Origin of the sequence: Pseudomonas kielensis, from assembly GCF_014236655.1 — a bacterium.
Classification (GTDB): Bacteria; Pseudomonadota; Gammaproteobacteria; order Pseudomonadales; family Pseudomonadaceae; genus Aquipseudomonas; species Aquipseudomonas kielensis.
This window is the reverse complement of the sequence record NZ_JACMYG010000004.1, coordinates 277,720-290,124: the sequence shown is the minus strand read 5'-3', so window position 1 is coordinate 290,124 and position 12,405 is coordinate 277,720. Positions and strand designations below refer to the sequence as shown.

At 59.6% G+C, this 12,405-nt stretch carries 11 protein-coding genes; 8 read left to right on the top strand and 3 right to left on the bottom strand.

The features are described from left to right. The first annotated feature begins 7 nt into the window (after positions 1 to 7). The 5 genes from glpE to H7995_RS06145 all read left to right on the top strand — a co-directional run bounded on the left by glpE (position 8) and on the right by H7995_RS06145 (position 6,873). On the top strand, positions 8 to 337 hold the full coding sequence (gene glpE / locus H7995_RS06165; protein WP_166591567.1) for a thiosulfate sulfurtransferase GlpE: 330 nt from the start codon (positions 8 to 10) through the stop codon (positions 335 to 337). A 286-nt stretch (positions 338 to 623) separates the two neighbouring features. Next, entirely contained in the window at positions 624 to 2,546 is a 1,923-nt protein-coding gene (locus H7995_RS06160; RefSeq protein WP_095170580.1) for a PrkA family serine protein kinase, read from the top strand. A 203-nt stretch (positions 2,547 to 2,749) separates the two neighbouring features. Beyond that, positions 2,750 to 4,021, top strand: coding sequence for a YeaH/YhbH family protein (locus H7995_RS06155; protein WP_166591568.1), 1,272 nt, complete (start codon positions 2,750 to 2,752; stop codon positions 4,019 to 4,021). Beyond that, complete coding sequence (locus H7995_RS06150; protein ID WP_166591569.1) at positions 4,018 to 5,580, top strand: SpoVR family protein; 1,563 nt, start codon at positions 4,018 to 4,020, stop codon at positions 5,578 to 5,580. The genes H7995_RS06155 and H7995_RS06150 overlap by 4 nt, the downstream gene beginning before the upstream one ends. A gap of 63 nt (positions 5,581 to 5,643) precedes the next feature. Then, complete coding sequence (locus H7995_RS06145) at positions 5,644 to 6,873, top strand: multifunctional CCA addition/repair protein (RefSeq protein ID WP_185818124.1); 1,230 nt, start codon at positions 5,644 to 5,646, stop codon at positions 6,871 to 6,873. Positions 6,874 to 6,955: 82 nt separating this feature from the next. Here the strand turns inward: H7995_RS06145 and folK are convergent, their stop codons facing one another. Together folK and folB are read right to left on the bottom strand one after the other, a co-directional pair. Further along, complete coding sequence (folK, locus tag H7995_RS06140; protein WP_166591571.1) at positions 6,956 to 7,474, bottom strand: 2-amino-4-hydroxy-6-hydroxymethyldihydropteridine diphosphokinase; 519 nt, start codon at positions 7,472 to 7,474, stop codon at positions 6,956 to 6,958. After that, positions 7,465 to 7,818 carry a dihydroneopterin aldolase gene (gene folB, locus H7995_RS06135; RefSeq protein WP_095170590.1) on the bottom strand — a complete coding sequence of 118 codons (354 nt, stop codon included), beginning with the start codon at positions 7,816 to 7,818 and terminating at the stop codon, positions 7,465 to 7,467. Before folB ends, folK begins: the two co-directional genes overlap by 10 nt. A gap of 74 nt (positions 7,819 to 7,892) precedes the next feature. Here folB and plsY point away from each other — a divergent pair, with 74 nt between their 5' ends. Then, positions 7,893 to 8,462, top strand: coding sequence for a glycerol-3-phosphate 1-O-acyltransferase PlsY (plsY, locus tag H7995_RS06130; protein ID WP_095170592.1), 570 nt, complete (start codon positions 7,893 to 7,895; stop codon positions 8,460 to 8,462). A 34-nt stretch (positions 8,463 to 8,496) separates the two neighbouring features. Here the strand turns inward: plsY and tsaD are convergent, their stop codons facing one another. Further along, positions 8,497 to 9,522 carry a tRNA (adenosine(37)-N6)-threonylcarbamoyltransferase complex transferase subunit TsaD gene (tsaD, locus tag H7995_RS06125; RefSeq protein ID WP_166591572.1) on the bottom strand — a complete coding sequence of 342 codons (1,026 nt, stop codon included), beginning with the start codon at positions 9,520 to 9,522 and terminating at the stop codon, positions 8,497 to 8,499. 199 nt (positions 9,523 to 9,721) lie between these two features. Here tsaD and rpsU point away from each other — a divergent pair, with 199 nt between their 5' ends. Next, complete coding sequence (gene rpsU / locus H7995_RS06120; protein WP_002551877.1) at positions 9,722 to 9,937, top strand: 30S ribosomal protein S21; 216 nt, start codon at positions 9,722 to 9,724, stop codon at positions 9,935 to 9,937. A 486-nt stretch (positions 9,938 to 10,423) separates the two neighbouring features. Next, complete coding sequence (gene dnaG / locus H7995_RS06115; protein ID WP_185818123.1) at positions 10,424 to 12,382, top strand: DNA primase; 1,959 nt, start codon at positions 10,424 to 10,426, stop codon at positions 12,380 to 12,382. The last annotated feature ends 23 nt before the right edge of the window (positions 12,383 to 12,405 follow it).

Sequence of the window (12,405 nt, the reverse complement as noted above, 5' to 3'; positions counted from 1 at the left end):
GCCCGCCATGAGCGAATTCAAACGTATCCCCCCCGAACAAGCCCAAGCCCTGCGTGAACAAGGCGCCGTGCTGGTCGATATCCGCGACCCCGCGACCTACGCCGCGCTGCACATCAGCGGCTCCACGCACCTGGACAACCACTCCATCTCGGACTTCATCCGCGCCGCCGACCTCGACGCGCCAACGGTGGTGGTCTGCTACCACGGCAACTCCAGCCAGGGCGCTGCCGCCTACCTGATCAGCCAGGGGTTTTCCGACGTCTACAGCATGGACGGTGGCTTCGAGCTGTGGCGTACGACTTATCCTTCGGAAACCACGAAAAGCAGCGACGAATAATTTTTTTCAACGCTCCAGCCCACGTCCCCCGTGGGCTGACGAACGGTCGCACACAACAAATTGCGCATTGCTCCTTTACCTCCCGGATTACCAACTATCCTTAGCCTCAGGCCATCCAAAACAGGGGAGAGCCGGTACACCGGCGAGCGGGTCATCGGGAGTAGCTTTCAGGGTTGATAGCTTTGAAGGTGTTCTGGGGGGGTAAAAAGCAGCTGAAATTGCGGCTGCTGACCAGCATCGACTGAATGATCCGGCGTCGGCTCCACGTATCGAGCGAGGTGACGTCATGAGTATCTTTAGCCACTTCCAACAACGCTTCGAGTCCACACGCCAGGAAGAACTCTCGCTGCAGGAGTACCTGGAACTCTGCAAACAGGACCGCAGCGCCTACGTTTCCGCCGCCGAGCGTCTGCTGCTGGCAATCGGTGAACCCGAGTTGCTGGACACGTCGACCAACTCGAGGCTGTCGCGCATTTTTTCCAACAAGGTGATCCGACGCTACCCGGCCTTCGAGGACTTCCATGGAATGGAAGAATGCATCGACCAGATCGTCTCCTACTTCCGCCACGCCGCGCAGGGCCTGGAAGAGAAGAAACAGATCCTCTACCTGCTCGGCCCCGTTGGCGGCGGCAAGTCGTCCCTGGCCGAAAAGCTCAAACAACTGATCGAGAAAGTGCCCTTCTATGCCATCAAGGGCTCTCCGGTATTCGAGTCGCCACTGGGGCTGTTCAACGCCACCGAGGACGGCGCGATCCTGGAAGAAGACTTCGGCATTCCACGGCGCTACCTGAACACCATCATGTCGCCCTGGGCGACCAAACGGCTGGCCGAATTCGGCGGTGACATCAGCCAGTTCCGCGTGGTCAAGCTCTACCCTTCGATCCTCAACCAGATCGCGGTCGCCAAGACCGAGCCGGGCGATGAAAACAACCAGGACATCTCGGCACTGGTGGGCAAGGTCGATATCCGCAAACTCGAAGAATTCCCGCAAAACGACGCCGACGCCTACAGCTACTCGGGCGCCCTGTGCCGGGCCAACCAGGGCCTGATGGAATTCGTCGAAATGTTCAAGGCGCCAATCAAGGTCCTGCACCCACTGCTGACCGCCACCCAGGAAGGCAACTACAACAGTACCGAAGGCTTGGGCGCGATTCCGTTTACCGGGATCCTGCTGGCGCACTCCAACGAGTCGGAGTGGCACACCTTCCGCAACAACAAGAACAACGAAGCCTTCATCGACCGGATCTACATCGTCAAGGTGCCTTACTGCCTGCGGGTCAGCGATGAAGTGAAGATCTACGACAAGCTGCTGTTCAACAGCTCCCTGGCCAAGGCTCACTGCGCCCCTGACACCCTGAAGATGCTCGCCCAGTTCACCGTGCTCTCACGCCTCAAGGAGCCGGAAAACTCGAACATCTACTCGAAAATGCGGGTGTACGACGGCGAAAACCTCAAGGACACCGATCCGAAGGCCAAATCGATCCAGGAGTACCGCGACACCGCCGGTGTCGATGAAGGCATGAACGGTCTTTCGACCCGGTTCGCCTTCAAGATCCTGTCGAAAGTCTTCAACTTCGACCCGCACGAAATCGCTGCCAACCCGGTGCACCTGCTTTACGTGCTGGAACAGCAGATCGAGCAGGAGCAATTCCAGGCCGAAACCCGCGAACGCTACCTGCGCTTCCTCAAGGAATACCTGGCGCCGCGCTACATCGAGTTCATCGGCAAGGAAATCCAGACCGCCTACCTGGAATCCTACAGCGAGTACGGGCAAAACATCTTCGACCGCTACGTGCTGTACGCGGACTTCTGGATTCAGGACCAGGAATACCGCGACCCGGAAACCGGCGAGATCCTCAACCGCGTCGCCCTGAACGAAGAACTGGAGAAAATCGAAAAACCGGCAGGCATCAGCAATCCGAAGGATTTCCGCAACGAAATCGTCAACTTCGTCTTGCGTGCCCGGGCCAACAACAACGGCAAGAACCCGACCTGGCTCAGCTACGAGAAGCTGCGGGTGGTCATCGAGAAAAAAATGTTCTCGAACACCGAGGACTTGCTGCCGGTCATCAGCTTCAACGCCAAGGCCAGCAAAGAGGACCAACAAAAGCACAACGACTTCGTCACACGGATGGTCGAGCGCGGCTATACCGACAAACAGGTACGACTGCTCTCCGAGTGGTACCTGCGGGTCAGAAAATCACAATAACCCGCTGCCGGTCAGACCGGTTGTCGTTAGCCAGAGGCCTGTCTACGCATTTTCTGTTACACAGGCCTCTGGAAGGTGTTCGAAAGTCGGTAGCGAGGTACAGGCAGCACCCTGAGCGCTTGGGGGAGCGTGAAACGTCCCTTGGCCTGAGTCCATGCTGCGTCACCGCTCGCCCCTTTCAGGACAGCTTCTAAGGAGCAGTCATGAGCTATGTGATCGACCGACGTCTCAATGGCAAGAACAAGAGCACGGTAAACCGTCAGCGGTTTCTGCGGCGTTATCGTGATCACATCAAAAAGGCCGTCGAAGAGGCGGTGAGTCGGCGTTCCATCACCGATATGGAACACGGCGAGCAGATCAGCATTCCCGGTCGCGATATCGACGAACCGGTGCTTCATCATGGTCGTGGTGGCAAACAGACCGTGGTGCATCCGGGCAACAAGGAATTCACCAGCGGCGAGCATATTGCCCGTCCACCAGGCGGTGGCGGCGGCAAAGGCCCGGGCAAGGCCGGTAACTCCGGCGAAGGCATGGATGAGTTCGTGTTCCAGATTACCCAGGAAGAATTCCTCGAATTCATGTTCGAGGACCTGGAACTGCCCAACCTGGTCAAGCGCAACCTGACCGGTACCGACACCTTCAAGACCGTGCGAGCCGGCATCAGCAACGAAGGCAACCCGTCACGAATCAACATCATCCGCACCCTGCGCTCAGCCCATGCCAGGCGTATCGCCCTGTCCGGCAGCAGCCGGGCAAAACTGCGCGACGCCAAGGAAGAACTGGCGCGACTGAAGCTGGAAGAACCCGACAACTTCGGCGATATCCAGGAAATCGAGGCAGAAATCGAGCGCCTGAGTGCGCGCATTCACCGCGTACCGTTCCTGGACACCTTCGACCTCAAGTACAACCTGCTGATCAAGCAACCCAACCCCAGCTCCAAGGCGGTGATGTTTTGCCTGATGGACGTTTCCGGCTCCATGACCCAGGCGACCAAGGACATCGCCAAGCGCTTCTTCATCCTCCTGTACCTGTTCCTGAAGCGTAACTACGACAAGATCGACGTAGTGTTCATCCGCCACCACACCAGTGCCCGGGAAGTGGACGAAGAGGAGTTTTTCTACTCCAGGGAAACCGGCGGCACCATCGTATCCAGCGCCTTGAAACTGATGCAGGAGATCATGGCCGAGCGGTATCCAAGCAACGACTGGAACATCTACGCCGCCCAGGCCTCCGACGGCGACAACTGGAACGATGACTCACCGATCTGCCGCGACATCCTGATCAACCAGATCATGCCATTTGTGCAGTACTACACTTATGTGGAGATCACCCCACGCGAACACCAGGCCCTGTGGTACGAATACGAGCGTATCGCCGAAGCCTTTTCCGACACGTTTGCCCAGCAACAGCTGGTTTCGGCCGGGGATATCTATCCGGTCTTCCGTGAACTCTTCCAGCGCAGGTTAGTGACATGACCGCCAAAGAGCAGAAGCGCCAACCCATCTCCACCGGCTCTGAATGGACATTCGAGCTGATCCAGGCCTACGACCGCGAAATCAGCCGTATTGCGGCCCGCTATGCGCTGGACACCTATCCCAACCAGATCGAGGTGATCACCGCCGAACAAATGATGGACGCCTACGCCTCCGTCGGCATGCCCCTGGGCTACCACCACTGGTCCTATGGCAAACATTTCCTCAGCACCGAAAAATCCTACAGCCGTGGCCAGATGGGGCTAGCCTACGAAATCGTGATCAACTCGGACCCCTGCATCGCCTACCTGATGGAAGAAAACACCATCTGCATGCAGGCATTGGTGGTGGCCCACGCCTGCTACGGCCACAACAGCTTTTTCAAGGGCAACTACCTGTTCCGCACCTGGACCGATGCCAGCTCGATCATCGATTACCTGGTGTTTGCCAAGCAGTACATCATGCAATGCGAGGAGCGCCATGGTATCGACGCCGTCGAGGACCTGCTGGACTCCTGCCACGCCCTGATGAACTACGGCGTCGATCGCTACAAACGCCCCTACCCGATCTCGGCGGAGGAAGAACGGCGCCGCCAGAAGGATCGTGAAGAACACCTGCAAAAGCAGATCAACGACCTGTGGCGCACCATCCCCAAGGGCGCCGACAAGTACAGCGAGAAAGACAATGCGCGTTTTCCCGCCGAACCTCAGGAGAACATCCTGTATTTCATCGAGAAACACGCGCCGCTGCTGGAGCCCTGGCAGCGGGAAATCGTGCGCATCGTGCGCAAGATCGCCCAGTACTTCTACCCACAACGCCAGACCCAGGTGATGAACGAAGGTTGGGCGACGTTCTGGCACTACACCTTGATAAACGACCTGTATGACGAAGGCCTGGTCACCGACGGTTTCATGATGGAGTTCCTCACCTCCCACACCAGCGTGGTTTACCAGCCGGGGTTCGACAGCCCGTACTACAGCGGGATCAACCCCTACACCCTGGGATTTGCCATGTACCGCGACATCCGGCGCATGTGCGAAGAACCCACCGAGGAGGATTACCGCTGGTTTCCGGACATCGCCGGGACCGACTGGCTGTCGAGCATCAAGTTCGCCATGAGCAGCTTCAAGGACGAGAGTTTTATCCTGCAGTACCTGTCGCCCAAGGTGATCCGCGACCTGAAACTGTTCAGCATCCTCGATGATGACCAGAAGGACGACCTGCTGGTGCCCGCCATCCATGACGAAGACGGTTACCGGACCATCCGGGAAACCCTGGCCGCCCAGTACAACCTGGGCAACCGTGAACCCAACGTGCAGATCTACAGCATCGACCGCCGCGGCGACCGCTCGCTGACCCTGCGCCATCAACAACACGATCGCAAACCCCTGGGAGAATCCACCGAGGAAGTGCTCAAGCACCTGCACCGTTTGTGGGGCTTCGATATTCACCTGGAAACCCTGCAAGGCGATCAGGTCATGAAAACCCACCACGTCCCGCCCAGATCGGAGCACAGCGAGGGCGACTACGGCCGGCTCGACCTGGCCGTCATTCATCTTTGAAACCAACCTGGCCTCCGTTGGCTCGATGCAAGGGTTATCCTGTCGAGCTAACGGAGGTTTTTTATGCAGATTTATAAAGTCGGCGGCGCCGTGCGGGATCGCCTGCTCGGCAAACCTGTAACCGATATCGACTGGGTCGTGGTGGGTGCCAGTACCGAAGAAATGCTCGCCAAGGGCTTTCGCCCAGTCGGCGCTGATTTCCCGGTGTTCCTGCACCCCAGGACGGGGGAGGAATATGCCCTCGCCCGTACCGAACGCAAGAGTGGGCGCGGGTACGGTGGGTTCACGTTTCACGCCAGCCCCGAAGTGACCCTGGAAGAAGACCTGATTCGCCGGGACCTGACGATCAATGCCATGGCCGAAGACGATCACGGCCAATTGACCGACCCCTACCACGGTCAACGCGACCTCCAGGCCCGCGTACTGCGCCACGTTTCCCCCGCGTTCGCCGAAGATCCCCTACGAGTCCTGCGGGTTGCACGTTTCGCCGCCCGTTATGCCGGACTCGGTTTCACCGTAGCCCCAGAGACTCTGGAGCTGATGCGCCAACTGAGCGAATCCGGCGAATTGCAGGCATTGACCGCTGAACGCAGCTGGAAGGAAATTTCCCGCGCCCTGATGGAAGAGCAGCCCCAGGTGTTCATCCAGGTGCTACGCGACTGCGGCGCACTGAAGGTTTTGCTGCCGGAGATTGACGCACTGTTCGGCGTACCCCAACCCGAAGTCCATCACCCGGAAATCGACAGCGGCGTGCATACCTTGAGCGTCCTGCAGCAGGCCGCCCAACACCAACAACCGCTGACCGTGCGCTGGGCCTGCTTGCTGCACGATCTGGGTAAAGGCCTGACCCCACAAGACGAGTGGCCCCGACACATCGCCCATGAACACAAGGGGCTGAAGCTGATCAAAGCGGTCAACACCCGCTTCAAGGCTCCGCGTGACTGCCAGGAACTGGCAATGCTGGTGGGCGAGTACCACACCCACGGCCACCGCGCACTGGAGCTGAAGCCCTCGACCTTGCTCGAGTTGCTGCAAAGCTTTGACGTTTATCGGCGCCCGCAGCGCTTCGAAGAGTTCATCGTCGCCTGCGAGATGGACGCTCGCGGGCGCAAGGGCCTGGAGCAAAGAAGTTATCCACAGGCGGACTACTTGCGTGGCGCAGCGACCGCCGCTCGCAACGTGGCGGTGCAACCATTGCTGGAACAGGGATTCAAGGGCCCGGAACTGGGCGAAGCGCTCAAGCGCGAACGGCTCAAGGCGCTGAAAGCCTACAAAGAGACGGCATCAGTCTGAAAAACATCGCGGGCAAGCGCGCTCCCACAACGGGCTACATCACACCTGTGGGAGTGGGCTCGCCCGCGATGGGGCCACCTGATCAGAGCAAGTTCAAAGGCGTCAGCGACTCACCGCGCCATTCGAAGGCCACCGGCGCCAGCACCTGATCAATCTGCGCTTCAGCCCACAGCGTCGCGAAGCTTTTTCCCGCCCCCGGATGCACCCGATCCGGGGCAATCAGCGACAACGGCCACAACACAAAGGCATTCTTCAGAATTTCGGCACGCGGCAGAATCAAACCGTCAAAGTTGCCCACCAGATCGCCGTACAACAACACGTCGATGTCCAGCGGCAAACCCTTGCGATCCGGCGCGTAACGGCCGTTGTCGGCCTCGATGAATTTCAAGCGGCGATCCAGTTCGATCAACGGCAGATCGGTAAACGCCGACACCACAAAGTTGAAAAACGGCCCGCTCTTGATCCCCACCGGCTGGCTTTCGAACACCGCCGAGCAGCGCATATCCACCAGAAACCCACTCAGCGCTTCCAGCCCCGCCAACAAATGGGTTTCACGCTCGACATTGCTGCCCAGCCCAAGAAAAACCTGAGTTAGCGACATCCGCGCTCGATCTCCACGCCCACGCCGGTAGCCGCCGGAACGGCCCCTGGCTTGGTCAGCTTGAGACGCATCCAGGTAATCTTGAATTCGCTCATCAACACTTCGGCCAGGCGCTCGGCAAAGGTCTCCACCAACTGGAACTGGGCCTGTTCGGCAAATGCCTGGATACGCGTCGAAACACTGGCGTAATCGAGCGCCAGGGTCAGGTCATCACCGGCTGCTGCCGGGCGATTGTCCCAGGCAAAGCTCAGATCAAGACGCAGGCACTGACGGATGCCGCGCTCCCAGTCGTAGGCACCGATTACCGTGTCGACTTCCAGGCCCTCGATAAACACTCTGTCCAAGCACTTTTCTCCGCAGCACGACAAGGGCGCAATGCGCCGTTAGAATCAGGGCGTCCTCGCCCGGAATAGTTAGCATGTTTTGGTCACTGGCGATTTTCGCCTACCTGCTTGGCTCGCTGTCCTTCGCCATTTTGCTCAGCCGCCTGACCGGTAACCCCGATCCGCGAATGAGTGGCTCGGGTAATGCCGGCGCCACCAACATGTTACGCCTGGCGGGAAAAAAACTCGCGGTCCTGACGTTGCTGGGCGACCTGTGCAAAGGCCTGCTGCCGGTTTTACTGGCGGCCATCGCCGGATTGTCGATCCAACAACAGGCTTGGGTCGGCATCTGCGCCGTCATCGGCCACCTGTTCCCGCTGTACTTTCGCTTTCGCGGCGGCAAAGGCGTGGCTACCGCCGCCGGCATGCTGCTGGGGCTCTACCCTCCTGCCGCACTCCTGGCCATTGGTGGCTGGCTGCTGACCTTCTACCTGACCCGCACCAGCTCGCTGGCGGCGTTGATTGCCACACCCCTGACCCTGCCATTGCTGGCCTGGCAGGAGCCGGCAGCGCTGCTGCCGATGAGCGTCCTGACGATCCTGATCGTCTGGCGCCACCGCGGCAATCTACGCGACCTGTTTGCCGGGCGCGAACGGCATTTTTAACCCCGCCCCCTGAGCCACATTCACGAACCCCGGCTTACAACGCAGACAATTGCTCCATCGGCCAACGTGCCTGCACGCTGATCGCCAGGCTTTCGTGCTGCCCGGCCTGCAGACGCTGACAGCCGGCAAAAGCGATCATCGCGCCGTTATCGGTGCAGAACTCCGGGCGGGCGTAGTAAACGTCGCCCTTCATGTCACCCAGCATTTTCTCCAGGGAAACCCGCAAAGCCTTGTTTGCACTGACGCCGCCAGCGATCACCAGACGCTTGAGACCCGCCTGTTTCAAGGCGCGCTTGCACTTGACGGTCAAAGTCTCCACCACCGCCTGCTGGAAGGCCAGCGCGATGTCGCTACGAGTCTGCTCGCTGTCGTCCCCAGCACTGACGCACTGCTGCCAGGTGTTCAGAGCAAAGGTTTTCAGGCCACTGAAGCTGAACGCCAGGCCCGGTCGGTCACACATCGGCCGCGGGAAGGTGAACCGCCCCGGCACACCCTGCTCTGCCAGACGAGCGATTTCCGGACCGCCGGGGTAATTGAGCCCCATCATCTTCGCCGTCTTGTCGAATGCTTCACCCGCGGCATCGTCGAGGGTCTCGCCCAACAACTCGTATTGACCGATCGCATCGACCCGAACCAGCTGCGTATGCCCACCGGAGACCAACAAAGCGACGAACGGAAATTCAGGCGGTTGTGGCTCCAGCATCGGTGCCAGCAAATGCCCTTCCATGTGGTGCACGCCGAGGGCCGGAATGCCCCAGGCAAACGCCAGCGCCTGGGCGCAGGAAGCGCCCACCAGCAGAGCACCCACCAGGCCAGGACCCGCGGTGTAGGCGATCGCGTCGATCTCGGTCGGCACGCAGTCCGCCTCGGCCAAGACCTGACGGATCAAGGGCAGCATGCGCTTGACGTGATCCCGTGAAGCCAGCTCCGGCACCACGCCACCATAGGCGCGGTGCAGGTCGATCTGGCTGAACAGTGCATCGGCCAGCAGGCCTTTTTCACTGTCGTAGAGTGCGACGCCGGTTTCGTCGCAGGACGTTTCTAATCCCAGTACTAGCATGGGTTTGCGCCTTGTTTAGGCTAAATTCGAAGGCGCGCATAATAGTCGCCATGGGATGCCCCGACCAGCGGTTTTCGATCAGAGGCTTTGCATTCCGAGCGATGAGGGGTTAACATCCGCAACCCTTAAAAACCGACGTCTTCAAGTGCTCTTTTGCCGCGAGGATGTTGACCCCGGTAATGAATGAAGGTAGCTCTGGATGCCAGCCGTCAAAGTAAAAGAGAACGAACCCTTCGACGTAGCTCTGCGTCGTTTCAAGCGCTCCTGCGAAAAAGCCGGTGTACTGGCTGAAGTTCGTAGCCGCGAATTTTACGAGAAGCCAACTTCTGAGCGTAAGCGCAAAGCAGCAGCCGCTGTTAAGCGTCACGCCAAGAAAGTTCAGCGCGAACAGCGCCGCGCCGTTCGTCTGTACTAATACACAGACGATCGTAGCAAGCTTCTGCCAAGCCCGGCCCTCAGCCGGGCTTATGGCATTTGCGGATATCGCTTGATGCTTCACTGTCAAAGCCGCAGACGCGACCGAGACAAACTGCTTCACACGTCAGACCTGGCTCTTTTGCCAGCAGTGCACGTCTCTTCTGACGAGCCTTCCAAGGCTACTGACGAGCACACCCTACTGATTCCTCTCAACGACGATCAGCCCAAGGCGCCTTCTTGCGTGCCTGCTTTTGAGCTATCCGAGGCCTTTCACCAGGCACTGCGGGACTCAGCACAGTACTTTCCAACAGTCGAACCCTATTGGGACTAACCTCAGTGGATTTTCGGCGGATACACTCCCCTACCGCGAATACGCAGACGATACCTGGTCGAGCCGCACATTTGCCGCGCCTCAAAATCATGACCGGTATCCACTCACCCTCGCGTGGGCCAGATACTCACAAGCAGTGATGACGAGAACGCCATGGCCGGGCTAATTCCCCAGAGCTTTATTGACGACCTTCTGAACCGCACCGACATCGTCGATGTGGTCAGCTCGCGGCTGCAACTGAAAAAAGCCGGCAAGAACTACACCGCCTGCTGCCCGTTCCACAAAGAAAAGACCCCCTCCTTCAGCGTCAGCCCGGACAAACAGTTCTACTACTGCTTTGGCTGCGGCGCAGGAGGCAATGCCCTCGGCTTCCTCATGGACCACGACAACCTGGACTTCCCCCAGGCCGTCGAGGACCTGGCCAAAGCCGCCGGCATGGAAATCCCCCGCGAAGAAAGTGGCCGCCCGCCCAAACCCCGGCAACCCACCGATTCGCCGCTGTACCCACTCCTGAGCGCCGCGGCCGACTTTTACCGCCAGGCCCTGAAAAGCCATCCGGCGCGCAAGGCCGCGGTCGACTACCTCAAGGGCCGCGGCCTGACCGGCGAGATCGCCCGGGACTTTGGCCTGGGCTTTGCGCCCCCTGGCTGGGACAACCTGTTCAAGCACTTGAGCAGCGACACCCTGCAGCAGAAAGCCATGATCGATGCCGGCCTGCTGATCGAGAACGCCGAGAGCGGCAAGCGCTACGACCGCTTCCGCGATCGCGTGATGTTCCCGATCCGCGACAGCCGTGGGCGCATCATCGCCTTTGGCGGCCGGGTCCTGGGTGACGACAAACCGAAATACCTGAACTCACCGGAAACCCCGGTCTTTCATAAAGGCCAGGAGCTCTACGGCCTGTATGAAGCGCGGAAAAACAACCGCAACCTCGACGAAATCATCGTCGTCGAGGGCTACATGGACGTTATCGCCCTCGCCCAGCAAGGCCTGCGCAACGCTGTCGCCACCCTCGGCACCGCCACCAGCGAAGAACACCTCAAGCGCCTGTTCCGGGTAGTGCCCAGCGTGCTGTTCTGCTTCGACGGCGACCAGGCTGGGCGCAATGCCGCGTGGCGCGCCCTGGAGTCGACGCTGTCGAGCCTGCAGGACGGACGACGCGCGCGCTTTCTGTTCCTGCCGGAAGGCGAAGACCCGGATACCCTGGTCCGCTCCGAAGGCACCGACGCCTTTCGCGCCCGCATCAACCAGCATGCCCAGCCCCTGGCCGACTATTTCTTCCAGCAGTTGATCGAAGAGTCCGACCCGCGCTCGCTCGAGGGCAAGGCCCACATGGCCACCCTCGCCGCGCCGCTGATCGACAAGGTGCCCGGGGCCAATCTGCGCACCCTGATGCGTCAGCGCCTGAGCGAGATCACGGGCCTCAACAACGAAGCGGTCAGCCAACTGGTGCAAAGCGCACCACAGGAGGCGCCGCCAGCCTACGACCCAGGCATCGATTACGACGCCATGCCGGATTATTCCGACTACCATCAACCGCAGGAAGCCTACGCGCCCCAGCAGGAATGGACACCGAAAAAGCCTGGCGGCGGCAAGAAATGGGAAGACAAACCCTGGGACAAAAAAGGCAAGCGTGGCGCTGATCGCGATCAGCCACGTGCCCCGCGCGTGCCGGCCGCCGTCGAACCACCAACACTGGCCGCTTTACGCACGCTACTGCACCACCCGCAACTGGCGGAAAAAGTCGAGGACGCCGGGCACTTCGCGGCCGAGGACCACTCCAACACACAATTGCTGGTGGCACTGCTCGAAGCGGTACAGAAGAATCCCAAGCTAAACTCATTTCAGTTGATTGCGCGCTGGCACGGGACCGAACAAGGTCGCCTGCTCAAGGCATTGGCCGAAAAGGAATGGTTGATTGATGGCGACAACCTTGAACAACAGTTTTTCGACACCATAACTAGCTTGTCAGCCCGCCAACGCGAGCGAAACCTGGAACAACTGCTCAGGAAAGCACGTCAAAGTGAGCTGAGTAGCGATGAGAAAAACCAACTGCGCGACCTTCTAAGTCGCAATGTTTCCGCATCAAGCCCGACCTCAACTGGCGCGTGAGGTCATAGCTCAGGTATAATCCT